This window comes from Halobacillus halophilus (assembly GCF_020171985.1).
Taxonomy (GTDB): Bacteria; Bacillota; Bacilli; order Bacillales; family Halobacillaceae; genus Halobacillus; species Halobacillus halophilus_A.
Genome location: NZ_JAIVAL010000002.1, coordinates 299,943 through 323,858, shown reverse-complemented (window position 1 = coordinate 323,858; position 23,916 = coordinate 299,943). Strand labels below are relative to the sequence as shown.

Here is a 23,916-nt window from a genome sequence, read left to right as displayed (position 1 = left end):
GACTTTTTCATAGGCTTATAGATGTTTTTTAAGCAGGTTCATTTCTTCCAAAATAGTCTCCCATGCTTGAGAGGTAGTATCCGTAAGCGTAAAATGTTCATCTTCAGGAAGTTCTACATACTTAATAAAATCTCCTGAATTTTCCGCCATCTGGTAGTAGTGATCACTAATACCTACGGGAACGTTAATGTCCATAGAACCATGTACAATGACTTGAGGTACATTAAGGGGCAGAAGTTCTAAAGGATTGGCTTCCTTAAATCGTTTCGGGTATTCATCGGGAGTGCCTCCAAGCAGGTCCGCTGTTGGATTGGCAGGTTGCAGGGAAAGAGAAGAGTCTCTTCTATGATGAACCTCAAACATGCTGCGTAAGTCATTTACCCCTGCTAAACTGACAGCGGCAGCGATAGGCAGGGGCGAAGTGCTTGTAACAAGTTCGCTATCTTCTGGCAGACGAGGTCTTCCTGCAAGCCAAAGAGCCAGGTGCCCTCCTGCCGAGTGACCGATGGTTATTACTTTATTGAGATCAAGAGAATGAGAATCGGATAGCTGAAGAAGGTAGTCGCAGGCTTCTGCGGCATCCTTAAGAGTTCCAGGCCAACCTCCTCCCTCCTGACCTACCCGTCGATATTCAATGTTCCATGTGGCAAAACCGTGTGAAGTTAAACTTTCAGCGACATCCTTCACAATATCGAGACCGAAATGCTCTTTCCAAAAACCACCGTGGATGACTACAGCCACTGGGTGTGGTCCGTCACTCTCTGGGAGGCGCAATTCTCCAAACTGGTTTTCGTTTGTTCCATAAGCTATTCTTTCCATAGTTACACTCCTTTTAAATGGACTGCTCTAAAATACAAGCGAAACTAGTATGATCTATTAGTAGTTTATTCCATCCTGGTATAAACTACAAAAGTTTTATAGAAAGCGATGTCCATGAAAGATGGAATTCCATCAGGCTATGATAAAATGAACGAAATCGAATAGAAGGGGAGAAAAAGGATGTATGAATTAAAAACCAAGGAAAATGATGAAAGTGTGCTAGCGTTTATTGGAACTGTAGAGAAGCAAAAAAAACGTGAAGATGCTTACCGGCTGCTGGATATTTTTGCGGAAACCACTGGGTATGAAGCGAAGATGTGGGGGAGTAGTATTATTGGGTTTGGATCTTATCATTACAAATACGCCTCTGGTCATGAAGGTGATGCTCCGCTTGTAGGATTTTCCCCTCGTAAGGCGAAAATCAGTTTATACTTTTCACCTGAAGAGCCCCTGCGGGAAGAACTTTTAAAGAAATTTGGCAAGCATACGACTGGGAAAGCCTGTGTGTATATTAATAAAGTGGAGGACATTAACGAGGAAGTATTAAAAGAGTTGATTCGTGCTTCAATCAATCACCTGCAAAGCCTTTATTCTAATGAATAACCGTTCTTATAATATTGGGCGCTTATCCGAATAAATACTATAAATCTTAAAGCCGTCTATCCCGGTAGTTTTCGGTATAAGAGAAAAAGATTTGATTTATATACTTGAGGCTATGTATGAGGAATAGAATTATTTGGCTATTAATCAGAGAGTTGGAGAGTAGTAAAGTTCAAAAATAACGAGATAACACTTGGAGGAGCATCCAGTCATTATCTCGCTTTTGAATCGGCTATTTCATTTTGAAATGAGCGTTAATCTGTCCCCGCAGCATACGCTCAATTACCTTTTCCTTGTCACCGGCACGCTGCATATCCTTTCTAATCTCATACGTTTGAACGCCTTCTTCGCGCTTGTCTGCAATTTGAAGCAGAACTTCCACATCAGCAAAAGAATACTTTCGAGTACCTCTTTTAGTTCTTTCAGGGAAGATTAACTCTCGTTCCTCGTAGTATCGTATCTGCCGGAGGGATAAGCCCGTTAATTCATTCACCGTCCCTATAGAGATTACTTTCTTATCTTTGTAAGAAGACATCTTTTCTCCTCCTTGACCGTTTCTAAACAAAGGCCTGCTGCTGTGAATTCAGGGACGTGGCTGGTCGAGGCGTTTTACTAGCGCTTCCAGCTGAGTTAATGTCAGCGTCTGTAAAGCCTCATCTGTAGACTGAACCACCCCTGAATGAATTAACCTCTGGATATAATGCTCTTTCATGGTTTCTACTGCATCACGTAAATGATTTTTCATAAGGCCCACCTCAACATTCAAATTTGGAATATTTTTTAAAAGCTTTACGGTTGAAAAGAAACAGTAAATAATTGAAGATTAATACTGCTTTCTTTTCGTGAATTATCCTTAGGATAAAACATTAATGCCCTTTTGTCACTTAATGTGTCAGAAAACCTAACATTAATTATAAGATGTGTTAGAAAAAATGACATACCATAAATGGCACTCCATCACTAACCATACTTTTCAATTATCGTTCTAACCATTTTTTATTAAAAAAACATAATTTCTGAAAAGAACCTCAAAAAAATAGGGTTCTTTTAAATTTAGCTGTTTATCTCGGCCTGAATTAGTGAATGTGTTAAAGGAAGATATACTAGTAAAATGTTAGGAGAGTGCCTATGTGGATTAAACATCCTTTTTTCAAATATTTAACCGCTATTATACTAGTGTTAATATGTATATTCTTTTTGAATTTGTTAGAATTCTTTAAACCGATCCGAACCGTGATCGGAACTCTTTTCTACCCATTTCTAATTGCCGGATTTTTGTTTTATCTGATACGTCCGCTGGTAGAATTATTATCAAAAAGTAAATTTCTCCCTCGGCCTGTTTCTATTCTTACGGTTTTTGCAGGAATAGCAGGGATTCTCTATGCGGCTTATGTTTTACTTGCGGGAACATTAAAAAAACAAGTAAACAACATCTCTCAATTGCCTGACAAGATGAAAAGTGCTGCCAAAGAGGCTGAACAAAAGATTCAGGAGAATGATATGGGGATGCTTTCCGGTCAATCTCTCACCCATAAGGCCAATCAATTCTTTGGGGATATGATTCAAGGAATCCTGGATAATATTACGGGGATTGTGTCTGCAGTCACGGGTGCGGCAACAGTTTTGATCATTGTGCCTTTCGTTCTGTTCTTTTTATTGAAGGATGGTCATAAATTAATCCCGTTTATTGGAAACAGACTTCCGAAAGGGCATCAAAAAGAAGGGAAAGGTCTGCTAAGGGACGTGGATCGAACACTCGCAGCTTACATTATAGGGCAGGTGACCGTAGCTCTGGTGGATGGTATTCTCTCTTACATTGGATATTTAATTATTGGACTTGACTATGCGCTAATACTGGGTATTTTTGTTACTGTAACAGCCATTGTGCCATTTATTGGTCCGATAATAGGTGCGATTCCGGCAATAGTTGTTGCGCTTATGCAGGATCCACAGATGGCCATATATGTTATTCTCACGTTAATCATCGTACAGCAGCTTGAAGGAAATCTTGTGGCCCCTATCGTACTTGGCAGCCGGCTTCACATCCATCCTTTAACGATTATTCTGCTGCTGGTTGTAGCAGCCCCATTGTATGGGTTTATAGGAATGCTGATCGCTGTTCCGTTGTACTCAGTAGTTAAAGTTGTAATAAAAGACCTCTATAAGTTCTATAAAGTAGACAAAGGACTTAAAGCATAGGGTTTGTTGGTAATCTTCATAGAAGACTTATTAAGCAAAAGGGCCAGTTACTGTAAAACTCCGTTTCGAGATAACTTAGGTTCGTTGCTCATTTAGAGAGGAGGTTGGCTTCGGCCCTGCGTCGTGCAGGGCCGGAAAGCGAAATCGACCCCCGAAGGACGTCCCACATAACCTAATATCTCGAAATCAAGTCTTCAAGTAACGGGAGCTTATCTTTGAATGAAACGCGGAAATTTAATAGAGCGAATGCATGAAATAAGCCCGGCTTCCTTATCAAGGAACCCGGGCTTATTTTTATTGGCGGTGGACGTTTTTAATGACGAATCCACTTTTCGGCAAGGCTGGCATTTTTCTTAAACTGTAGCTGTAATCCTGTTTTGGTACCTCATAATCCAGGTGATTCGTCATATAACGAAAACTGGTTTTTAAAATTTCTATTGTCGGTTGCTCTCCTGGGCAACGGTGGCCTTTATAATAGTCACCGCCTCCTTGAGGAATGAGATCATATAAGCCTCCATTCCAATTCAGAAAACGATCTGGATTAAACTCATCAGGATTTTCCCATAATCGAGGATCGTGGTTTGTCCCGTAAATATCAATCATAACGAGCTGCCCTTGTTTAAAATCATACTGCTGCCATGTAAAATCATGATCTACTCTTGCGCCGAGGAAAGGCACGAAAGGATAATAACGACGGACCTCCTGAGTAAATCTTAAGAGATAGTCATCCTCATTGGCTGCTTTTGCAATAGTTTGAGGAAATTGATAGAAAGCCAGGGCCCCAAAAGCAATGAATTTGGAAATTGCAACCAGAGGACGGATCACGTTGATTAATTCTATGGCAGCCATTCGAGCATCCAGAGGATTTCCGTGCAAGTCCTTGTGCATAGCCATCTCGTAGATAGCTGTCCCTTTTTGGGCTTGCTGTTTTCCTTCACGAACGTTGAGAATTAAATCTTCAATCCATTTCTCCGTACGTTTTCGTGCTCTTCGACTTTCTATATGTTTAGGCCCGACGGCGCTAAAACCATCAATCATGTTACTTAAATCGCGGGTTCGTTTTTCCACTTCCTTTTCCTTTAAAGGCACACCCGCCCATTCACAAGCTGTACGGCATAGAAGCTCTCGAGTTTCATCGTACAGTACTACTTTTTTCTTACCTTCCCATTTGCTGGCGAACTCATCCCAATGTTTTTTTGTGATAACTTTTAAAGAAGCGAGTGCTTCAGGGGTCATTAAGGACATAAACAAAAGCTTACGGTGAGTATGGGCTTTTCCATCCATTGTCTGAATAGCGTCTTCTCCAAAAAGAGTTTTTAGAACGCGCCCTGGAAGAGCATTTTTACGGTTCATTCGATTAGTATCGTAGAAGAGCTTAGCTCCTTCTTCACCACTTAGAAGGGCGACCTTTTCCCCTAGAACCCTTGTTTCGTAAACATCCAGATGATTGTTTTGAACGCGTTTAGAAATAAATTCATATCCATCCTTGAATATCGCGAGTGTATTATCTATTGTTCTGTCTTTCGGTACTTTTACCGTCATATGTAGTCTCCTTTTCGATAAGGTGTAATTATAAGGATTCCTTTTTAACAGACAGAGTAAACCAGTTAAGAGACTAATTTGTTAAAAAGTGGAGTAGTAGAGTTCAATATCTTGACTATGAGTAAGATTACATTTAAAATCGTAATCGTTACTATTTAATAACTGTATCAGGAAGCCTGGGTCGTACCAGGTGGCCAAAGTTAAAATGATTAATCTAATAGAAATCACTTATTAAAAGAAAGGATGAATAAACCATATGGCTAAGAAATCCAAAATCGCTAAAGAGAAAAAGCGTGAAGAGATGGTAGCGTTTTATGCTGAGAAGCGACAGGAGCTTAAAGAAAAAGGGGATTATGAAGCCCTGCGTAAGCTTCCTCGTGATTCATCGCCAACCCGTGTGAAAAGACGGTGTGAACTATCGGGCCGTCCTAAAGGGTATATGAGAAAGTTTGATATGTCTCGTATTGCTTTCAGAGAACTGGCTCACAAAGGTCAAATTCCTGGTGTTAAAAAAGCCAGCTGGTAATTGCGATGCATTTCTCTGAAGGAAAGATGAGAGGCAGACGCGGTCTCATCCGCGCCTGCCTCTATACATAGCCTTTATTAACCTGCTGTTGTATTAATTGGGGAAATCTCCATATCATTCTGTTCCTTACGTTCGGTTTTTGAGAATAGGCGATACACAGCAGGGATAAGCACCAGGGTAATGATGTGATGGTAGCAAAAAGTAATCCGTAAATAATGACCGTAGCCATAGGTGCCTGATAGTTACCAGCAGACCCTGTAGCGAGAGCGAGAGGGAGCATACCGCCTGCCGTGGTGAGGCTGGTCATAAATATGGGACGTATACGATTTTTCCTGCTTCTATAAGAGATTCTTCAACTTCATACCCTTTTCCGCGAAGCTGATTGGTGCGATCAATGTATAGGATTGAGTTATTCAGAACGATCCCAATCAGCATCACAACTCCCATTCCTGACATGACGCTAAGTTCTCGCTGGGTTAAGAAAAGGCCGAGAATGACACCAACAATGGTCATCGGAATGACAGACATCACGAAGAGCGGTTTATGTCTTGATTGGCTGGATGGAACAAGACGAGCTATTTCCTCATCACCCTTTCTCCACATACTGATACGGCCCCAAATTATCTCAAAACTTAGTCTTACAGGAACCCCCACTATTGTTTAATAAGGCTCCTTTAAAAAATAAGCAGCTTCGTTTAACCATAACTAATTGAAAAGTTGAACATAAAAAATCCCAGGCAAACTTGTTTATGCTTACCTGGGAGAGAATATGAAGAGGCTTAAGAAGTAGCACTCATTTTTTTAGATGAAGTTTTTTTCTTTTCGCCGGCTGTCTCCTGCCGGGCTGCTTTGAAGAAGGAGGCCCCCATCATGAGCAGAACAATAGAGAAGGGCAGAGCGGCTATGATTAACATATTTTGCAGTCCCTGTGTCCCTCCGAAATAAATAATGATAGCAGCCATACCGGAAAGAGCCAGCCCCCAAGTGATTTTAACTATTCCTGAAGGGTTAAGCGCTCCTGAAGTGGATAACATACCTAATACAAAGGTAGCAGAATCGGCAGATGTTATAAAGAAAATGGCGATAACAAAAATCGTAATAAACGACATAAGTACACCTAAAGGATACTCTTGTAAAACAGCGAAAGTAGCTGTTTCCAATGAATAATCCGAGATTGTGGCTATACCATACTGTTCAAGGTTAAGCGCCGAGACACCGAAGACCGTAAAGAAGACAAAACAGATCAGCGAAGGCACCAGCAGCACTCCTGTCATGAATTCCCGAATGGTACGTCCGCGTGATATTCTTGCAATAAAGATGCCCACAAATGGTGACCAAGAAATCCACCAGGCCCAGTAAAAGATGGTCCAGCTATTAATCCATGTGCGGTTTCCTTCATTAAGAGGAGCCACATTGAAACTCATGGAAACGAAATTGGTAATATAACCGCCAAGCGTATTGGTGAACATATTCAAAATATACTGAGTTGGTCCCACTATAAATAACAAGATTAATAAAGCTACCGCAAGAACCATGTTGATGTTACTTAAGTATTTTATACCTTTACTGATTCCGCTCCAGGCAGAGAAAATAAATAAAGCGGTAGAGATCGTAAGGATAATTAACTGAACTGTAAAGTTTGCAGGTACATTAAATAAGAAGGAAAGTCCCTGATTAATTTGAGCGGTACCAAAACCAAGTGTAGCCGCAACACCGAATACAGTAGCTACTACAGCTAACGTATCAATGGTTTTACCCGGTATGCCTTTCATGCTTTTTTCACCAAGCAAGGGAATAAGAGTAGCACTTACGAGACCAGGAAACCCTTTATGAAATTTAAAATAGGCGAGCACAAGTGCTACTAAACCATAAACGGCCCAAGCGCTAATACCCCAATGGAAAAAAGAATATTGCAGTGCTTCCTTTATGGCTTCATCTGAACCCAATTCAGCTTCAGGCGCACTTTTAAAGGCATGTGCAATAGGTTCAGAAGTTGTCCAGAATACGAGCCCCATACCCATTCCTGCACTAAAGAGCATAGCGAACCAGGTAGGGAGAGGAAATTCTGGTTTTTCATTCTTCTTTCCTAATTTCAGGTGTCCAATTTTAGAGAAAGTTAAATAGACACAAAATAGAAAAATGACCATAACAATTAATAAATAGTACCAGCCGAACCGTTCAGAAATAAAGGTAGTGGTTTCAGTTGTTACCGACTCTAAGTTGCCAGGAGCTACGGAACCCCATCCTACTACCAGTGCACATATAGCCAGCGCACTCCAAAATACAGTCGTTACGTTTTTCATATCGTCACCTCGTATGTAGGGTATTGGTAAGTGTATAAATCTAGCCCTAATATTATATAAGTATATCTATCGCTTCCCTAACGACCTCCTAATCAAACCATTTATTAGTCGGTGAAGACTGGTAGATGAAGGAGGAATTTCGTGTTACATTAAAAAAAGTTACAGTTCCATATTTTGGGAGGTGCCTGAAGTGCTTGAAACCGTCCAACTCGTAAATATCAAAAAATCTCATTTGCAGTCTATGTACTTATGGGAGCTTGATAAAGAGATCCAAATGAATACCGGGATTGAACACCCGAGAACATATGAACTTTTTTTAAATTCTTTTGCGAAATACTTTCGTGGAGAGAAGCCCCAATTTTTTATAAAAGCAGTGGAAGTCAATGGTGAACTTCTTGGAAAAATTGAGCTTTTTTTTGATGGAGATAAGCATTACCTTGGAATTGTACTAGCTTCTAAGAGAGATCAGGGTATTGGGACCCGAGCTCTGAATCAATTCTTAAAAGAAGTTAAAAAGCAAAAGTACGTAGACCGTGTGTATGTGGAAGTCTATGATGATAATGAAAGGAGTTTACATTTCTTTCAAAAGAATAGATTCCTCTATACAGGAGAATCTTCGGATGAATGGTACAAAAATCAGCTGAGGAAATTAGTGACTCTTGTGCGCGATCTATAAAAATTAAGCTCTGGCTCATGTACCGGTTGCATGGGCCAGAGCATTTTTCATTTCGACAGGTTCAGTTCTTGCAAATCAACCCGTCTGTTTCTTTTTTGTGATAAAGCTGCTCCCTGGTTGATTAAAGTTAAATTCCAAGCATCAGTTCTAGTGATGGAAGGGGTGGTGTTTTCTTCAATTGCTGCTGCCCATTGATGGATAGGGAGGGGGAGGTCCGGAGCTGTGGCGGGCTTCGTCCATTCTTCTGTCTCCAGTTTTGTACTCTTAATTCGGATTTCTTTGTTCTCAACCATAAGCGTACCTTCCGTTCCATATAACTCCAACTGGAACGGACTTTTTGAAGAAACAAAACTGGTTTCAAGAATAGCCATAGCCTGATTAGAATATTCAACTATAGCTACCGATTGATCATCGACACCCCGTTCTGTTAATTGCTGGAGACGTCCAGTAACCGCGGAAGGCGTACCTAATAATCGATTTGCTAAATAAATAGGATGGGCACCAAGGTCAATCATTGCTCCACCTCCACATTGAGTAAAGTTGAAGAATGTTTCAGGAAGCCAGCCTGTGGGAGAAGTTTCAGTTGGGACAGCTCCATTGTGAGCTGCACGGCATCTTACCATCGTTAATTGTCCGAGGAGTCCCTGATTCACGGCTTGCTCTGCGTAAATAAAATAATCTTCAGCCAAACGAGGTAGGGAGACCATCAATTCAACACCTGCAGCATCTACTGCGGAGAAGATTTGTTCACAGTCTGCTATTGTAAAAGCCAATACTTTTTCTGTGAATATGTGCTTACCATGTTTAGCAGCCGCTAAAATCAGGTTTTTGTGCTGGTTCGTAGGAGATGCGATAATCACCGCATCAATGCTTGAATCAGAAAGAAGGGTTGTAAGATCCTGAACGAAAGGAACTTCCAATTCGTCTGCCCATTCTTTCCCTCGAGTGGGATCTTCATCCCAGACGGATGAGATTATAATATTGGGATTTTCCTGAGCTTGCGCCGCATAATCGACAGCGTGTACATGCCATTTACTTAATAGAGCTACTCGCAACATACTTTCCCCTCCTTACACTTCAGAACTAACTTAATCTGCCTGGTTTATTGCTTCAAGCGCCTGGCGCAGGTCGCTGTATGTTTCCAACTGATCAAAATTCATTCCTGCCTGAATGGCTGCCATCGCCATTTCTGTTCGGATGCCTGTCAATACCGTACGTGTCCCTAGAAGTTCAATGGTCCTGGTTAGATTGAACAGATCATTAATAAAGATGGTGTCAAAGTCCGCAATACCGGAAAAATCGATGAAAAGGATATGAAGACTGTGCTCTTTAACTTTATGTAACGTTTGATCCATGACTACCTCGAACCTGTCTTGTGAAAATTCTCCAACCAGAGGAAGGACAGCCTGATGATGGTTGATTAGAACTACCGGAGTAGAGATCGCATTCAGATGTTTTTCCATCTTAGCGTGTTCTTCTTCTTTTGTCTTATTATAATTTTCGGTAGTTGCTCGGATTGCTGCATCAAAAGCGTACACTATTTGTTCCGATACCATGAAACCTTCTTCCACTCTTCCTTCATTAACCAAATCGGTTTTACGCATATGTTTGAGTAATGATAAGCGGAAAACGCTGAGGACATCGATGGTTTGTTTTAGTAAGACACCTTTTGAGTAGAAATAATTTTCAGAGTCATAACCGATCTCTGCAGCTGTTGTTTCTTCATCCGTTCTAAGTAAACTTTTGGCTACACGGTCTAACAATCTGCGAAGCATATCAAAGTGGTAATTTAAATCTCTTTCCGAATAGTCAATTTCAAGCTGATCAAGTGTGCGAGGTAAAAGTTCGTTGACGAGTATAGTTTGATGTTCTTTGAAATAATCGGCCATTTTTTCATTTAAATTTGCCATGTCGTTTTCCTCCCGTTTGTAAATAAAATAAGTTACTGATGCAGAGGTGAAAAGGGGAGGATTATCTCCCTTTCACACCAGGTACAGCAGCATACTGATTATGAAGAAGCAGTTCGAATTGTCCATTTTTAAAAGCTAAAGGTGTTTGAATCAGGCCGAGCTGGTCGGCGCTATACCTGCCGATGAGTCGCTGCAAAGCATAGAGTTCATATACACCGTTGCCGTCAAAATCAATGGGATAGAGTTGATTCAACCCCGATACCCAACCGTTCAAAGGCTGTTTTAATGTTCCGTTTTCGTTATAGATTTCTGCTAAGTATGCTGAATCACGATTACTTAGGTCAATTAAATAAGATAGCTCAAGAGTTTGATTCACAATCTCTACTTGGTATTGATCCTTGTAGGTAACGGTATATTCAAACCATTCATTAAACTTCTCGTAATCAAACAGCAGGACGGCTTGATTATTTACGAAGGAATACAGGTAGAAATAACCGAATCCTCCGCTGCCGCCAGAGTTCATACTTATTAAAATATCGTCTATTCCATTACCTGTGAAATCTCCAAGGAAAATCCTGGGCTGGTAACCCTGACTGGTTGAGAGGGGAATGTAGTAAAGCTGGTTTGAAAACCCGTCCTGAATCACTAAAGTAATGTGGGTAACATAAGGGCTGTCTTTTAACTTTTGTCCTGTCAGGTAGATGTGATCCTGGATATTATCACCATTCACATCCCCCTGGGCATGAGCTGCGATAAAATATCCGTATCCTGACCGCCATTCACTATGGTTATACACGTGTTTATTCATATGCTCCTCCATTTTTTGGGCTTTACGGAATGTAGAATAGTGTATGCCCAAGATTATGGAAGTGCTATTTTTCCGGGCAGACATGCCCTCAGTTTCAAATACCCATCTTACAGGCGGCTGAATCCTTCTTGCTCTAAAAAGTTAACGGCTTCTTCGTAAGAGTTGAAGGTACCTTCAAGCTGTTCTTCTGCGTAGACGTTATACCCGTCTTCTTCTCTCATAAGTACGAGAGCCTGATCGTGCTGATTTAACCATTCTTCCATGACTGGGTTTTTCTCTGCCTGACTCATCGCGAGGGAGTCAATGGATTGCCGGATAATGGCTCTTAAGTCTTCTGCTTCAAAATCTTTAATATTGGTCATGCCTTTTTGGTCTGTCGGATAATCTTCTAATTCTCCGGTATATACAAAACCATTTCCATTGGGGTGAAGACGGTAAACGACAATTTTTTTATCATATTTACTTTCTTCGAAATGATAATTTAAACGTCCTAATGAAACTTCTTTTCTATCCAATTCATCAAATTCTTCGATAATGGATACTTTTTCTTCAAATGTTAGCATGAGAGCCTCCTGAACCTTTATTAATTTGTTTAGTATAGCATATGAGATGGTGTTAAAGCACGGCTATTGTCATATTCGGTGATCAGTGGTATAGTAGTTATGCGATGAGCTGTTTGCGTAAGACGGAGTATAAGCTTTAATGCTAAACGACGAATGTGGTCGTCGGTATATTCGCAGCAATATATCAGAAAAGCCTTCCCATTTTGAATGGGAAGGCTTTTTTAATGTTTATTTTCTTTTACCGAAGCTCATATGCTCGTAGCGTCCTCGAATAATCTGGTAAACTCCGTAAAGAATTAATCCTGCAGCTACTACACCCAGTATCCATTGACCAAACGGGTTTGAAGCTACTTCAGAAAGAGCACCGTCAAGCCCCTTTGCCTGATCTGGATCGGAAGTAATGGCCGTCTGTACAAAGAAATACCCGATGAGACCCAGGACAGATCCGCGCGCGATCAGTCCTACTGTACCGGAGTTTTTAGCAACTTTGTATTCGTGGTGATCCATTTCGCCCGTTCTGAATTTCTTTAGGAACTTTTGTGTAGCCCCGCCAATAAATTCATAAAGACCATATCCAATAATAATAACTCCAATAGCTCCTATGATCCAGGCCCCAAATGGCTGAGCCAGCAGTTTGGCAGACATTGTCTGCTTGGAACCTCCACCGCTGCTGCTTCCAGCATTGGACGCAATTTTAATTGCGTTGAGTGCAAGGGCTCCATATACGACACCGCTCACCATATAACCGATTCTGGAAATAATTCCTTTGGCACCTGTGCCTTCATTTGTAGGGTCTTTGATGGCCTTTATAAAAACCCAGACAATATAACATATAAGTCCAATTCCAATAATCCATAAAATGATGTTGCCTGAAGGTACCCCTGCTAAGGATCTCAGCATGCCGGAGGTACCGGTCGTCTTACCGCCCACGCCGATAGCAGCCATAAAGGCAAGGATTCCTACGAGGGCATAAACAACACCTTTAGCCATATAACCGAATCGTGCCAGCCGTCGGATCCACGGTTTTATTTCCTCTTTAGCATCTTTAGCTTTCTGCGCATTTGAAGATGCAGTAGTACTCATGATCGAACACCTCACTTAGTAATTTTTCTATGGTTTCAAATAAGAGTTTCCCTATTATTGTAATATAGAAACTAAAAAGGGTGATAAAATAATAATCTAATATTTGCCATTGAATCATACCTGCTAATGTAAATGGATGTCCTGCAAAGGAGATGCATTCTAAAGGGGATTCCGTCCAAACTGCTGCATTGTGCTGAGATAAAAAGACACGGAACCGTTTTTCAAAAAAGAGTGGGAGAGGGTTATGGTTTATCGTTTGATGCCTTATAATAAAAGGAGAGAAAAGAAGGTGTAAAAGTGTATTTAACCCTAACAGAAACAGCCGAATTTTTAGATTTACCAGAGGAATATGTGTTAAAGATGATCAGGGGGAATAAAATCCGAGCCGTTTATGATGGTGAACAGTATCTTGTTAATAAAAGTCAATTTAGTACTCATATTGAACAGATGGAGAAATACAGGGAAATGATTCAAGATTATTTAAATGAACCTATTCCAGAAGACCCTGATGTAAAAGATGAGGATTAAAAAAGCAGAGCTTTCAGAGCTCTGCTTTTGCTTTATGGACGGGATGCTATAGCTTCAATTTCTACTTTAGCCCCTTTAGGAAGTCGACTGACTTCTACGGCAGCACGCGCCGGATAAGGCTCACTTAAATAACTTGCATAGATGTCATTGACTGTTGCGAAGTCATCCATTGAATCCAGGTAAATATTCATCTTAACTAAATTTTTATAAGACAGTCCAGCTTCTTCAAGGATTGCTCCAACATTCTTCATTACCTGATGAGTCTGATCCTTAACGTCATCTGAGACAAATTCCATAGAAACAGGATCAAGAGGAATCTGTCCTGAAATAAATACTAAATTACCAAGGTCACTAGCTTGTGAATATGGACCAATTGCGGCGGGCGCATGATCTGTCTGAATGGGCTTAAACATAAAAGTCACTCCTATACTGTAAAGATGAATCTATCCTAACACGAGTTGAAAAAAATCAGAAATAGATCTATTTATTACCTGGGCAATAATCGACAAATTTCACGTTTGCGGCAAAGTATCATTTGCAATCATTTCTTAATATAAAATCGTACAATAGGAAGTTTAAGGGGAAGGCGCTGGGGAAAATTAATTTCAGGAAGGGAGTGGAAGTTTGGACTACAAAGCCCGTTTAGAGAAACAGATTGAAGAACTTAGAATTCGTATGTATGAAATTTATAATCAGAATCCTACCGACGATGAGCTTGTTGAAATCTCGCAAGAGCTGGATGATTTATTAAATAAATTCGGAAAATACAAACGCAATCTTCCAACCAATCAAGAGTAGGAAACATTCCTTGCCTAATAAGCTTGATGTACAGAATGAGCTGTGGTAGGTTTAGGTTAATGCCACTTCAATGGTCGTATAAAAACGACTGCGGGAAACTTAACCATTTTCCATTGAAGTGGCAGTTTCTTTATTTATCGACAAAACCTTTCCAGTCTGGAAAGGTTCTTTTTTATGAGTAACTCCGAAATAATTATAGTGTTCCTGTTTATAAAAGGAGGTACTGAAAAATCCCAACCTTGATTTATAGAAAATCTCCCATTACTTGAAGACTTGATTTCGAGATACTTAGGTTGAGAGGACAGTCCTTTGGGGGATGATTTCGCTTTCCGGTCCTGCAAGACGCAGGGTCGTTCGACGTTGCCGCAGGAAGAGGCGATCTTAGTCAAACTTCCTATATGTGGTAACCTTCCTCAGGCTCCGCCTTCCGTGATCTTACCGACCATGTTCATCCCACAGGAGTCTCCATCATCCCCCTCCGCAGCCGCCCTCATCGATTTTAGGCAACGGACCCAAGTTATCTTGAAACGGAGTCTTACACAATTCGGCCCTATTGCGTAATAAGTATTCTCTAAGCAATCAACAACGTTTACCTGAGACAGAAAGTAAGAAAATGAAAAAATTTTTGAAAGTAAGAAGCTTTCTTAGGTGAATATTAAGAGTATTAGTTCATAAACTAATAAAATTTACACATCTTCATTCCTTATATGACAGCAATTTTTAATGCAAACGCTTTAATGATAAGAAAAAAAAGAGAAAAAAATAAATTTTCGGAATTTGGGTTGTCTTTGTCACTTGGTCTCGCTAGAATACTCCTTACATTCATTTTTGAAAGGAGGCTCAGCGATGGTCACATTTATCGCTTCCATCTTATTACTTATTGTCGGTTACATAGTTTATGCGAAGGTGGTGGAGCGAATCTTTGGTATAAATGATCAGCAGGAAACTCCTGCTTATACCAAAAATGACGGCTTCGATTTTATGCCTATGAGCTGGTGGAAAGCGAGCTTAATCCAACTGCTTAATATTGCTGGACTTGGCCCTATTTTTGGCGCTGTATTAGGCGCATTGTACGGCCCTGTAGCATTTATATGGATTGTTATAGGTTCCATATTTGCAGGGGCAGTGCACGATTACTTCTCCGGGATGCTTTCCCTTCGCCATAAAGGCGCTCAATATCCGGAATTAGTCGGTAAATATTTAGGCAAGCCGGTAAAAACAGTCATTAATTTACTTTCCATCGCACTAATGGTGCTCGTCGCTGCAGCCTTTACGGCAGGACCTGCCCAGTTAATGGCGGAGGTTACGCCCCTTGGATTCTTTACATCGATCATTATTATCTTTGCTTATTTCCTGGTAGCTACCGTGCTGCCTGTTAATAAAGTTATTGGAAAGGTATATCCGATCTTTGGTGCAGTTTTAATCTTTATGGCTGTTTCGATAGGCATCGGGATTTTCTTTTTTGACCAATCGATTCCTAACCTTACCCTAAGTAACTTGCATCCTCAGGAACTGCCGGTCTGGCCAATGCTGATGGTTACAATTTCCTGCGGGGCTATCTCCGGTTTTCATAGTACGCAAAGTCCAATCCTTGCCCGTACATTGAAAAAAGAAAGCGAAGGACGTAAAGTTTTCTTTGGAGCCATGATTGCTGAAGGAATTATAGCCCTTATATGGGCTGCAGCTGGAATGACGTTTTTCGGAAGTACAGGTGCCCTGCAAGCAGCGCTTGATGCAGGCGGACCAGCCGGTGTCGTGAACGAGATCAGCAGTACTACACTTGGAACCTTTGGGGGAGTTCTTGCCGTGCTTGGTGTGATTATTCTTCCGATCACTACAGGAGATACCGCTCTGCGTTCTTCAAGGATGATGCTTGTAGATGCGGTAAGACCTCTTCTTAGCAAGGAACTGAATGGGAAATGGGTACCGATTTTATTTGCCATTCCTGTAGCTATTCCAGCTTTCTTATTAACTCAGATGGATTACAGCTTTCTTTGGCGCTATGTAGGATGGTCGAATCAGGTTGTAGCTACAGTAATGCTATGGACAGGTGCTATGTATTTACTCAATAATCATAAATTTCATTGGATCTGCAGTGTACCTGCTTTTTTCATGACAGCCGTCGTGAGTTCCTACATTTTCTATGCACCGGAAGGTTTTGGGCTTGCTTACTCCACTTCCATGATTATCGGTGCAGTTATATGGACGGCTGTGGCCTTATGGTTCGTTAGACAGCTAATTAAACAGAAACAAACGATAAATGAAGAAGTGGTGGCTAAAAAAGCCGGATAATCTTAACAAAGAGCCGTTCCTATCCAATAGGAACGGCTCTTTTTATGGAATATTTTCACTTTAGGTTTTTTCTTATATTATTTAGATAAGAACTCCTTTCCCATAACGGAAGGCAGTGTAAAATCCGGAATTTGTTTGTTTAAGTTCATTGGACTCATGATTGGCTCTCCTTATTGGATCTAATTGACACCCCTTCTTACAGAGCCTAACACAAGGTTTGTTATAAAATGGAAGTGGGAATGTGTAGTAAAGATTAAGAAAGAAGGAGGAATAATGATGAGTAAACTAAAAGCTTTGTTTATTAATACTTCTTTAAAGAAGTCGGAAGAACCATCCAATACACAAGCCTTGTGGGAAGAAGTAGAGAAAATCTATGATAAAAAAGACGTAGAATATGAATCTCTTCGCTTGGCGGACTACCATATACCACCAGGTATCAGCGCGGATTTAGGCGGTGGAGATGAGTGGCCGCAAGTTTTAGAAAAGATAAAAGCCTCAGATATTTTAGTCGTTGGATCTCCTATTTGGCTGGGGCAGCAAAGCAGCATTGCCACCACTTTAATTGAAAGACTAAACGGCAGTGGAAGTGAAACCAATGAAAAGGGTCAGCCTATTTTCTATAACAAAGTAGCTGGAATAGTTATTACGGGAAATGAAGACGGTGCTAAGAAGGTAGCCGAAAGCATTCTTTACCGGCTTGCAGCTCTTGGGTTTACCATACCGCCAAATGTGGATGCTTACTGGGTAGGGGAAGCAGGTCCAGGACCATCATATATGGAAGCGGAAGGTATACAAAATGACTTTACTAAAAGCCGAGTTAAAATGCTTGGATACAACACCACTCACCTGGCTGAAATCTACCGGAATCATCCTATTCCCGCAGAAGGGAACACAACAGAATAAGCTTTAGAGAAAAGCAGTTCCGTAAAAGTGTCCATTATATAATGGACACGCTGCTACGGAGCTGCTATTTTTTGGACGCTTCTCTAGATACGGAAGAATTTTACCGTGTTTTGCTGAATGATGTGGTACACCATTTGCAAAGGCAGACCTTTAATTTCACTGATTTTAGCGATCGAGTCGTGCATCATGGCAGGATGAGTCATCTTGTCTTTGAAAGGTCCTTTAAACGGCCAGGGACCATCCGTTTCAACCATAATCCGGTTCAAAGGATATACATCGATCAACTTCTGAATTTTAGGTTTGTAAACACACTCAGGGGTCACAGATATATAATGGTCATTTTCTATTAAAGTCTGGGTTGTAGCAGCACTTCCTTTAAACCAGTGGAAGTGGGCATTTCTGATATTATGTTTTTTTAACAAATCGCAGACGATTTCAGCATCCTGATAGATAGCATGTAAAACAATAGGCTTGTTTAACTCTGCCGCAAGCTTAATAAAATGTTCAAGTAAGTTCACATAAGCTTCCACATCTATAGATGGATCTTCTTTTCTGGAGTAGTAGGGAAGTCCAACTTCTCCAATGGCAGAGATGCTGCTGCTATATCTTCGAGCGAGTGAAGTAATACCCTCGATTTCCTCCTTTGAAGGAAGCGGCTGCTCGGGATGGTAACCAAGCGCCGGCTTAATTCTCTTATCATCTTGAGCGATCATAAGATTCTTGATTCCCGATGTGAGGTGGCTGGACACAGTAACCATGGATTCTATCCTATTTGCTTCGAGACTTTTAAGGATTTTTCTTCGGTCTTCTTCTTGATAAAGATCAAAATGAATATGGGCATCTACGATGGAAGCGTTCATACCAACACCTTCAATTCTTCAAAAATCTCTTTCTTCCAGTTTAAAAATTCACGGGTCAGCATAAGAGAAGAATTCCGGGGTCTGGCGAACGGGATCTTGAACTCCCTCTGGACCTTAGCCGGACGGTCTGATAATACAATGACCCGGTCTGATAGAAAGATAGCTTCTTCAATGTTGTGGGTAACAAATAAAATCGACCTCTGATGTTCTGTCCAAATCGACAGCAGCCATTCCTGCATATCCATCCTGGTAAACTCATCTAAAGCGGAAAAAGGCTCATCTAAACAAATTAAGGATTGCGGACTTAGTAAGCTTCTGATGAAGGAAGCCCTTTGCTTCATCCCACCGGATAATTGGGAGGGATAGGCCTGTTCATACCCTTCAAGTCCCGCCTGTTGAATCATTTTGAGAGCTTCTGCTTTATTTGGCTTTTCGATAATTTCACTGCCAAGGATCACGTTCTCCATAATAGTGCGCCAGGGGAGGAGAGAAGGACTTTGCGGCATATAACTAATTTTGCCTTTTTCGCCCGTAGTCCGTTCTCCATTAATATAAATATCTCCTGAGTCGGGCGGGTAGAGACCACCGATCAAATGAAACAGCGTACTTTTTCCACTTCCGGAAGGACCCAGTATGGAAACGAATTCTCCCTCTTGAATAGAGAAGCTTACATTTTGAAGAATAATAGAGGAATCAAATGATTTTGTGAGCTGGTCGACTACTAGTTTATTCATGAGCACCACCTCCTTTTCTTTGCCAGCTGGTCATTTTATTTTCCAGTAAATTAATAAGAAGAAAAAAAAGCAGACTTAAGCTCATTATCAAAAAAATGGCCACAAAAACCCGGTCTGTCCGGAAAGAAGAAGAAGCGAGCGTCATATAGACGCCTATCCCTTTATTCGCTCCCAGCCATTCTGAAATCACAGCACCCATGACACTATAGGCTGCTGATATTTTCACCCCTGAAAAAATAGACGGCAGGGCGTTGGGCCATTCCAGTTTCCTGAAAATCTGTCCTTTCGTAGCCCCTGCCATTTTCATATAATGCATCCATTCAGGGTTTGTCTGACGAAGACCATCCATGGCAGCTATCGCAATAGGAAAGAAGCATACTAGTACAATAATAATCAATTTAGGTAAAGCCCCGAATCCAAACCATATGACAAGTAAGGGGGCAAGAACGATGATCGGGATGTTTTGTGACAAGATGAGTAAGGGATATAAAGCCTCTCTTACGGATGGAAGCAGGTGAAGAAAGACCGCGAGTAATAACCCGAACATAACCCCAATCATAAATCCTGTAAATGTTAAACGAATAGTTGAAAAAAGGTGGGGAGCATAATCCGACCAGCTGTTGATGCCGGTTTCCATAATTAAAGTCGGAGGTGGTAAAAGCCATTCCGGTATGTCAAACCAGCGGCTGCAGAGCTCCCATAAAAGAATGAAAAGGAGGAGAACCGCAACGGGCCTCCATCCTTTGATGAATCTTTGAGTCATGCTCGATATTTCGATGTTAAGTCATCCATCGAAGCTCCTGATGGCTGATAAAGAACTTTAATTTGAGATATGACGTTGCTGCACCCTTTTTCAACCATAGCCACGTTCATTGTTTCGATTAACTCAAAAATTGTCGAAAGCTCTCCTTCGATCGTTGTTTCCAGAGGATGGACTTCGTACTTCAGCCCCGATTGTTGAATGAGTGAAATCGCATGATCCACATAAGGGATAACATCCTCGTTCTTCTCCGTTTTGGGAATGATTTGAATACTGACAAGTGAATTAGACAACACTTTTTCCTCCTTTATTCTGGTAAGAATTCGTTCGTAAATGCCTCTTCAGCCTTTAATTTTTCTTCAAGCAAGTCATGATTGTACATCCACTCGGCGTAGCTGCTCCAAACTTCTTCTTTTTGAAGACCCCACTGATCTGCATCATCTTTATATTTAGGTGACAGCCATTCTTGACTGGCTTTTACCAGCTCTGGGTCGAGGTCCGGCACAGCTTCGATGAGAATATCAGCTGCCTGGTCGGGTTTTTCGATTGCATATTCATATCCTTTTGCTGCAGCATCCATAAATGCTTGTACGGTTTCAGGGTTCTCATTTATCATCATTTCGCTCGTCGTTAATACTGGCGTATAATAATCCAGTTTCTCCGAGTAGTCCGTTAGGTATTGCATATTAAGCTCTTGTCCTCGAAGTTCTGCTTCCACTCCTGTCCAACCGTAATAAATCCAGGCAAAATCGATATCCCGTTCCACGGCCGTAAAAAAGTCGGTATTTCCCATATTTACAATTTCAACCTCAGAAACATCTGCATTTTCTTTCTGCATGAGAGAAGAAAGGACTGCTTCTTCTACAGGAGCTCCCCAGCCTCCGTAAGTTTTTCCTTCGTAATCAGCTGGAGAGGTGATGCCTTTATTCGTAGGTGAGGCAAAACCTGAGGTGTTATGCTGAATGATAGCCCCGATCGACACCACAGGAATGTCCTGTATACGAGCTTCTGTCAATGTTTCTTGAGCGCTGATCCCAAATTCTGCTTTTTGGGAGGCGACAAGCTGATCGGCACCCGCTTCACCTGGAAGCATAATTTCCACATCCAGTCCTTGCTCCTTAAAAAAACCTTCTGCCTGAGCCACATAAATTCCGGTGTGATTGGTGTTAGGAGTCCAGTCGAGTACCAATTTAACCGAGTTCGTTTCCTCTTGCTTGGCTGAAGTTTCTTCACTTTTTCCGGCATTGGATGAGCACCCCGTTACCACTAAAGCGGTCATGAATAGGATGATTATTTTTTTCAATTGATTCCCTCCCGATTATATGTTCATCAGAGAGATTAATAGAGTATAGGGGTGAACCGGCGTAAGAAATTTTAGAGTTTTATCCATACAAAAAAGCACCCTGGTACCATAACCTAGGGTGCATATATAGTAATCGATCAGATATATCGGCTACTTATGTTTCCTACGCTGGTATCAACCAGTTCAGGTTCTAAGGGTCAGTATCATAAAAGGATACAATCTCAACCAGCTACACTGGTCCCCCTACATTCAAACTATTCAATTTGATGAACAACGTTATAATTTTACTGTGCCATAACGAAATAGATTTAGCAAGTACTAGAATCTTATTCCTAGTAAACAGATAGGCTTTTTATGTTAAGATAAAGGAAATCGTTATTACAGAAAGGGAGTTCCTTTTTATGAGCAAAATTTATGTACTCCACGAGAACGACGAGTGGACCGTTCACTTAACGGAACGTTTAAAAGAGTTAGAACTGCCATTTGAATTATGGCATCTGGATCAAGGTACATTAGACTTAACAGAAGAGCCACCGGAAGGGATTTTCTATAATCGGATCAGCGCCTCCTCTCACACGAGAAACCATCGCTATGCTCCTGAGTTTGCAGGGGCAGTCCTTTCCTGGCTGGAACGCCACGGCAGGACGGTCGTAAATGGAACATCTGCACTAAACCTTGAAATAAGTAAAGTGAATCAATATATGGCACTGAATCAACAAGGAATCCGTACTCCAAAAACGATCTCCGCTGTCGGGAAAGAGAATATTTTACAAGCTGCAGATAAACTGGGAATGAATTCATTTATTACAAAGCACAACCGCGCTGGTAAAGGGCAGGGCGTGCAGTTGTTTCATTCTAAAGAAGCACTTCAGGAATATGTGGAAGGAGCTGAATTTGAAGAACCTGTCGACGGTATCACTTTAATTCAGCAGTATATTGAGGCTCCCGAACCGTATATCGTACGTCATGAGTTCGTAAACGGGGAGTTTCTCTATGGAGTGAAAGTGGACACGTCGGAAGGGTTTGAGTTATGTCCGGCTGATGCCTGCTCAATTGAAGACCAGTTCTGCCCAACCGATGCAGAAGAATCACAGGAAAAAGCAAAATTTGAAATTCTGGAAAATTATCGTCCAGCCATTATTGACGACTTCGAAGCCTTTCTACAGGCGAATCATATTCAAGTTGCCGCTATTGAAGCTATTCAAGATCAAGAAGGGAACTTATACGCTTATGATGTGAACACAAATACCAATTATAATACGGATGCGGAAGAAAAAGCCGGTGTGTACGGGATGCTTGAACTTGCTAAGTATTTAGGGCGCCTGCTGGATCCAGTCCGCGTTTAATAAGAAAAGCCATTTTCCTCTTTGGAAAATGGCTTTCTTTTATAGAATTCTGCACGGGTGAAGAGATGAACTCTTCACGACACGAGAAAATTAATGGCGTTTACTTAACCAGAGAACTCCTGATTTAGCAAGCCTAGGTAAAACTCCGGTCATTGGTTTTTGAAGCATATTGCCAAATCCGTCGTTCTTACCGAGAGAGCCTAAGGCGCCTTTAAGTTTAACCTCGCCTGGAGGAACCGGAACACGATTTTTAAGAAAGGCCAATATGACTTCCGCCACTTTCTCTCCTTGCTGACCTGCTAATTGAGCACTTGGAGAATGTTCGGCAGATGCGCAGTCCCCGACCACGTAAACATTTTGGTGGCTTGGAACCTGGTAATAGTCATTAACGATAATCTTATTTTGGACATCTTTATCAAAAGGGAGCTCTCTAACTAAGTAATTTGGCTGAACTCCCGCTGTCCAGACCGTGACGTCATTCATATAGCAGAGACCGTTATTACATACACCGTCTCTTTCAACGTATTCTACATTTGCGTTGTGAATGACCTCCACATCATGTTCGTGGAACCATTTTTCTACATACTTCTGAATTTTATGGTCGAATGCTTTCAGTACAGTTTCACCACGATCGAGTAAACGAATGTTTAAATCAGCACGGCTTTCCCGTACTTCGGAAGCCACTTCGATACCGCTTAATCCTGCACCAACAATCGTTATTTTTCCATAGGCTCCCAAGTTATTAATGGAGTAGCCGGCACTTCTGGCTTGGGAAAAAGATTGTACACTTTCCGTAAACTCCCTGGCGCCTTCAATTCCGTGATAATTGTCCTCGCATCCAAGCCCGATTACAAGATAATCATACTCGATATCATAGGCGAAATTTTTCATGAGTACCTTTTCGTTTTCTACATCAATTTTTTCGATCTCGTCGAATACATACTCCACTTGATCATGTTCAGGAAAATCTACACGAGCATGACGATCTGATTCTGTACCGGCAGCGATCGTGTAAAATTCTGTTTTTAGTGAATGGTAAGGGTTACGGTCAACGACAACGATATGTACATCTTTTGGTAAATCTTCTAAAAGACCATGTAATATATTGAGACCACCATACCCGCCCCCTAATATAACTAACCGTTTCATGCATCAACACCACCTTTTTAAATTCATTCTCAGCTGCTCACATTCAGGTGCATCACCGATTTATGTCGAAAACGCTTACGGTTTTCTCACTATTTTAAGATTATCAAAATTCTGCCTGAAAAACTAGAAGAAGTGAGCAATTCGTGACAAGTTTCACGAGTTCCTCCTATTTTGTGAGAATTTCTCTAAAAATATCATCGTTATAATCAAGATT

26 protein-coding genes, 1 pseudogene and 1 riboswitch are annotated in these 23,916 nt (G+C 41.2%); of the genes and pseudogenes, 9 read left to right on the top strand and 18 right to left on the bottom strand.

Features of this window, described 5'->3' with window-relative positions:
• Positions 1–15: 15 nt before the first annotated feature.
• Positions 16–819, bottom strand: a complete 804-nt coding sequence (locus tag LCM11_RS06255) for an alpha/beta hydrolase family protein (protein ID WP_224893385.1) — start codon at positions 817–819, stop codon at positions 16–18.
• Between the two features lie 180 nt (positions 820–999).
• Here LCM11_RS06255 and LCM11_RS06250 point away from each other — a divergent pair, with 180 nt between their 5' ends.
• A complete protein-coding gene (locus LCM11_RS06250) occupies positions 1,000–1,422 on the top strand; it encodes a DUF1801 domain-containing protein (protein WP_224893384.1) in 423 nt (140 codons plus the stop codon).
• Between the two features lie 229 nt (positions 1,423–1,651).
• Here LCM11_RS06250 and LCM11_RS06245 read toward each other — a convergent pair whose 3' ends face one another.
• Together LCM11_RS06245 and LCM11_RS06240 are read right to left on the bottom strand one after the other, a co-directional pair.
• Positions 1,652–1,954, bottom strand: a complete 303-nt coding sequence (locus LCM11_RS06245; protein ID WP_224893383.1) for a MerR family transcriptional regulator — start codon at positions 1,952–1,954, stop codon at positions 1,652–1,654.
• 48 nt (positions 1,955–2,002) lie between these two features.
• Entirely contained in the window at positions 2,003–2,164 is a 162-nt protein-coding gene (locus LCM11_RS06240; protein ID WP_224893382.1) for a Fur-regulated basic protein FbpA, read from the bottom strand.
• 383 nt (positions 2,165–2,547) lie between these two features.
• Here LCM11_RS06240 and LCM11_RS06235 point away from each other — a divergent pair, with 383 nt between their 5' ends.
• Positions 2,548–3,618 (top strand): AI-2E family transporter, encoded by a 1,071-nt coding sequence (locus LCM11_RS06235; protein ID WP_224893381.1) that lies wholly within the window; start codon positions 2,548–2,550, stop codon positions 3,616–3,618.
• A gap of 294 nt (positions 3,619–3,912) precedes the next feature.
• Here LCM11_RS06235 and LCM11_RS06230 read toward each other — a convergent pair whose 3' ends face one another.
• Entirely contained in the window at positions 3,913–5,160 is a 1,248-nt protein-coding gene (locus LCM11_RS06230; protein WP_224893380.1) for a cytochrome P450, read from the bottom strand.
• A 256-nt stretch (positions 5,161–5,416) separates the two neighbouring features.
• Here LCM11_RS06230 and rpsN point away from each other — a divergent pair, with 256 nt between their 5' ends.
• A complete protein-coding gene (gene rpsN / locus LCM11_RS06225; RefSeq protein ID WP_224893379.1) occupies positions 5,417–5,686 on the top strand; it encodes a 30S ribosomal protein S14 in 270 nt (89 codons plus the stop codon).
• Between the two features lie 61 nt (positions 5,687–5,747).
• Here the strand turns inward: rpsN and LCM11_RS06220 are convergent.
• A pseudogene (locus tag LCM11_RS06220) lies at positions 5,748–6,199 on the bottom strand (efflux RND transporter permease subunit).
• A gap of 266 nt (positions 6,200–6,465) precedes the next feature.
• On the bottom strand, positions 6,466–7,989 hold the full coding sequence (locus LCM11_RS06215; protein ID WP_224893378.1) for a BCCT family transporter: 1,524 nt from the start codon (positions 7,987–7,989) through the stop codon (positions 6,466–6,468).
• A 190-nt stretch (positions 7,990–8,179) separates the two neighbouring features.
• Here LCM11_RS06215 and LCM11_RS06210 point away from each other — a divergent pair, with 190 nt between their 5' ends.
• Positions 8,180–8,665 (top strand): GNAT family N-acetyltransferase, encoded by a 486-nt coding sequence (locus LCM11_RS06210; protein WP_224893377.1) that lies wholly within the window; start codon positions 8,180–8,182, stop codon positions 8,663–8,665.
• Between the two features lie 47 nt (positions 8,666–8,712).
• Here LCM11_RS06210 and LCM11_RS06205 read toward each other — a convergent pair whose 3' ends face one another.
• From LCM11_RS06205 to LCM11_RS06185, 5 genes are all read right to left on the bottom strand, one after another.
• Positions 8,713–9,723 (bottom strand): Gfo/Idh/MocA family protein, encoded by a 1,011-nt coding sequence (locus tag LCM11_RS06205; protein ID WP_224893376.1) that lies wholly within the window; start codon positions 9,721–9,723, stop codon positions 8,713–8,715.
• Between the two features lie 30 nt (positions 9,724–9,753).
• On the bottom strand, positions 9,754–10,575 hold the full coding sequence (locus tag LCM11_RS06200) for an STAS domain-containing protein (protein ID WP_224893375.1): 822 nt from the start codon (positions 10,573–10,575) through the stop codon (positions 9,754–9,756).
• Positions 10,576–10,636: 61 nt separating this feature from the next.
• Positions 10,637–11,383: a VCBS repeat-containing protein gene (locus LCM11_RS06195; protein ID WP_224893374.1), complete on the bottom strand. Its 747-nt coding sequence runs from the start codon at positions 11,381–11,383 to the stop codon at positions 10,637–10,639.
• 107 nt (positions 11,384–11,490) lie between these two features.
• Positions 11,491–11,946: a hypothetical protein gene (locus LCM11_RS06190; protein WP_224893373.1), complete on the bottom strand. Its 456-nt coding sequence runs from the start codon at positions 11,944–11,946 to the stop codon at positions 11,491–11,493.
• A gap of 228 nt (positions 11,947–12,174) precedes the next feature.
• Positions 12,175–13,029: a DUF1206 domain-containing protein gene (locus LCM11_RS06185; protein WP_224893372.1), complete on the bottom strand. Its 855-nt coding sequence runs from the start codon at positions 13,027–13,029 to the stop codon at positions 12,175–12,177.
• Between the two features lie 297 nt (positions 13,030–13,326).
• On the opposite strand from LCM11_RS06185, the gene LCM11_RS06180 reads away from it, so the two are divergent.
• Positions 13,327–13,557 (top strand): excisionase family DNA-binding protein, encoded by a 231-nt coding sequence (locus LCM11_RS06180; protein WP_224893371.1) that lies wholly within the window; start codon positions 13,327–13,329, stop codon positions 13,555–13,557.
• A gap of 32 nt (positions 13,558–13,589) precedes the next feature.
• On the opposite strand, the gene LCM11_RS06175 is transcribed toward LCM11_RS06180, so the two are convergent.
• Entirely contained in the window at positions 13,590–13,970 is a 381-nt protein-coding gene (locus LCM11_RS06175; RefSeq protein ID WP_224893370.1) for a RidA family protein, read from the bottom strand.
• A gap of 211 nt (positions 13,971–14,181) precedes the next feature.
• Between LCM11_RS06175 and LCM11_RS06170 the strand changes: the two genes are divergently transcribed.
• From LCM11_RS06170 to LCM11_RS06160, 3 genes are all read left to right on the top strand, one after another.
• The gene (locus tag LCM11_RS06170) at positions 14,182–14,355 is read left to right on the top strand and encodes an aspartyl-phosphate phosphatase Spo0E family protein (RefSeq protein ID WP_224893369.1); all 174 of its coding nucleotides are present in this window, start codon (positions 14,182–14,184) and stop codon (positions 14,353–14,355) included.
• Positions 14,356–15,201: 846 nt separating this feature from the next.
• A complete protein-coding gene (locus LCM11_RS06165; RefSeq protein WP_224893368.1) occupies positions 15,202–16,647 on the top strand; it encodes a carbon starvation protein A in 1,446 nt (481 codons plus the stop codon).
• Between the two features lie 276 nt (positions 16,648–16,923).
• On the top strand, positions 16,924–17,550 hold the full coding sequence (locus tag LCM11_RS06160; protein ID WP_224893367.1) for a flavodoxin family protein: 627 nt from the start codon (positions 16,924–16,926) through the stop codon (positions 17,548–17,550).
• An 83-nt stretch (positions 17,551–17,633) separates the two neighbouring features.
• On the opposite strand, the gene LCM11_RS06155 is transcribed toward LCM11_RS06160, so the two are convergent.
• The 5 genes from LCM11_RS06155 to LCM11_RS06135 are packed head-to-tail and all read right to left on the bottom strand — an operon-like array spanning position 17,634 to position 21,207.
• A complete protein-coding gene (locus LCM11_RS06155; RefSeq protein ID WP_224893366.1) occupies positions 17,634–18,410 on the bottom strand; it encodes a TatD family hydrolase in 777 nt (258 codons plus the stop codon).
• A complete protein-coding gene (locus tag LCM11_RS06150; RefSeq protein WP_224893365.1) occupies positions 18,407–19,144 on the bottom strand; it encodes an ABC transporter ATP-binding protein in 738 nt (245 codons plus the stop codon). The genes LCM11_RS06155 and LCM11_RS06150 overlap by 4 nt, the downstream gene beginning before the upstream one ends.
• Positions 19,137–19,907 (bottom strand): ABC transporter permease, encoded by a 771-nt coding sequence (locus tag LCM11_RS06145; RefSeq protein WP_224893364.1) that lies wholly within the window; start codon positions 19,905–19,907, stop codon positions 19,137–19,139. Before LCM11_RS06145 ends, LCM11_RS06150 begins: the two co-directional genes overlap by 8 nt.
• Positions 19,904–20,197 carry an MTH1187 family thiamine-binding protein gene (locus LCM11_RS06140; protein ID WP_224893363.1) on the bottom strand — a complete coding sequence of 98 codons (294 nt, stop codon included), beginning with the start codon at positions 20,195–20,197 and terminating at the stop codon, positions 19,904–19,906. The genes LCM11_RS06145 and LCM11_RS06140 overlap by 4 nt, the downstream gene beginning before the upstream one ends.
• A 14-nt stretch (positions 20,198–20,211) precedes the next feature.
• Complete coding sequence (locus LCM11_RS06135) at positions 20,212–21,207, bottom strand: ABC transporter substrate-binding protein (RefSeq protein ID WP_224893362.1); 996 nt, start codon at positions 21,205–21,207, stop codon at positions 20,212–20,214.
• A 143-nt stretch (positions 21,208–21,350) separates the two neighbouring features.
• Positions 21,351–21,462, bottom strand: a riboswitch (TPP riboswitch).
• Positions 21,463–21,608: 146 nt separating this feature from the next.
• Between LCM11_RS06135 and LCM11_RS06130 the strand changes: the two genes are divergently transcribed.
• A complete protein-coding gene (locus LCM11_RS06130) occupies positions 21,609–22,553 on the top strand; it encodes an ATP-grasp domain-containing protein (protein ID WP_224893361.1) in 945 nt (314 codons plus the stop codon).
• 90 nt (positions 22,554–22,643) lie between these two features.
• Here the strand turns inward: LCM11_RS06130 and LCM11_RS06125 are convergent, their stop codons facing one another.
• Positions 22,644–23,702: an NAD(P)/FAD-dependent oxidoreductase gene (locus LCM11_RS06125; protein ID WP_224893360.1), complete on the bottom strand. Its 1,059-nt coding sequence runs from the start codon at positions 23,700–23,702 to the stop codon at positions 22,644–22,646.
• Positions 23,703–23,916 lie beyond the last annotated feature (214 nt).

What these genes read in the sequence shown, in the direction of transcription:
- LCM11_RS06200 (WP_224893375.1), bottom strand. Translation starts at nt 10,575, where the DNA reads ATGGCAAATTTAAATGAAAAAATGGCCGATTATTTCAAAGAACATCAA.
- LCM11_RS06155 (WP_224893366.1), bottom strand. Translation starts at nt 18,410, where the DNA reads ATGAACGCTTCCATCGTAGATGCCCATATTCATTTTGATCTTTATCAA.
- LCM11_RS06175 (WP_224893370.1), bottom strand. Translation starts at nt 13,970, where the DNA reads ATGTTTAAGCCCATTCAGACAGATCATGCGCCCGCCGCAATTGGTCCA.
- LCM11_RS06240 (WP_224893382.1), bottom strand. Translation starts at nt 2,164, where the DNA reads ATGAAAAATCATTTACGTGATGCAGTAGAAACCATGAAAGAGCATTAT.
- rpsN (WP_224893379.1), top strand. Translation starts at nt 5,417, where the DNA reads ATGGCTAAGAAATCCAAAATCGCTAAAGAGAAAAAGCGTGAAGAGATG.
- LCM11_RS06150 (WP_224893365.1), bottom strand. Translation starts at nt 19,144, where the DNA reads ATGAATAAACTAGTAGTCGACCAGCTCACAAAATCATTTGATTCCTCT.
- LCM11_RS06195 (WP_224893374.1), bottom strand. Translation starts at nt 11,383, where the DNA reads ATGAATAAACACGTGTATAACCATAGTGAATGGCGGTCAGGATACGGA.
- LCM11_RS06160 (WP_224893367.1), top strand. Translation starts at nt 16,924, where the DNA reads ATGAGTAAACTAAAAGCTTTGTTTATTAATACTTCTTTAAAGAAGTCG.
- LCM11_RS06145 (WP_224893364.1), bottom strand. Translation starts at nt 19,907, where the DNA reads ATGACTCAAAGATTCATCAAAGGATGGAGGCCCGTTGCGGTTCTCCTC.
- LCM11_RS06245 (WP_224893383.1), bottom strand. Translation starts at nt 1,954, where the DNA reads ATGTCTTCTTACAAAGATAAGAAAGTAATCTCTATAGGGACGGTGAAT.
- LCM11_RS06215 (WP_224893378.1), bottom strand. Translation starts at nt 7,989, where the DNA reads ATGAAAAACGTAACGACTGTATTTTGGAGTGCGCTGGCTATATGTGCA.
- LCM11_RS06230 (WP_224893380.1), bottom strand. Translation starts at nt 5,160, where the DNA reads ATGACGGTAAAAGTACCGAAAGACAGAACAATAGATAATACACTCGCG.
- LCM11_RS06190 (WP_224893373.1), bottom strand. Translation starts at nt 11,946, where the DNA reads ATGCTAACATTTGAAGAAAAAGTATCCATTATCGAAGAATTTGATGAA.
- LCM11_RS06125 (WP_224893360.1), bottom strand. Translation starts at nt 23,702, where the DNA reads ATGAAACGGTTAGTTATATTAGGGGGCGGGTATGGTGGTCTCAATATA.
- LCM11_RS06255 (WP_224893385.1), bottom strand. Translation starts at nt 819, where the DNA reads ATGGAAAGAATAGCTTATGGAACAAACGAAAACCAGTTTGGAGAATTG.
- LCM11_RS06235 (WP_224893381.1), top strand. Translation starts at nt 2,548, where the DNA reads ATGTGGATTAAACATCCTTTTTTCAAATATTTAACCGCTATTATACTA.
- LCM11_RS06165 (WP_224893368.1), top strand. Translation starts at nt 15,202, where the DNA reads ATGGTCACATTTATCGCTTCCATCTTATTACTTATTGTCGGTTACATA.
- LCM11_RS06250 (WP_224893384.1), top strand. Translation starts at nt 1,000, where the DNA reads ATGTATGAATTAAAAACCAAGGAAAATGATGAAAGTGTGCTAGCGTTT.
- LCM11_RS06205 (WP_224893376.1), bottom strand. Translation starts at nt 9,723, where the DNA reads ATGTTGCGAGTAGCTCTATTAAGTAAATGGCATGTACACGCTGTCGAT.
- LCM11_RS06130 (WP_224893361.1), top strand. Translation starts at nt 21,609, where the DNA reads ATGAGCAAAATTTATGTACTCCACGAGAACGACGAGTGGACCGTTCAC.
- LCM11_RS06185 (WP_224893372.1), bottom strand. Translation starts at nt 13,029, where the DNA reads ATGAGTACTACTGCATCTTCAAATGCGCAGAAAGCTAAAGATGCTAAA.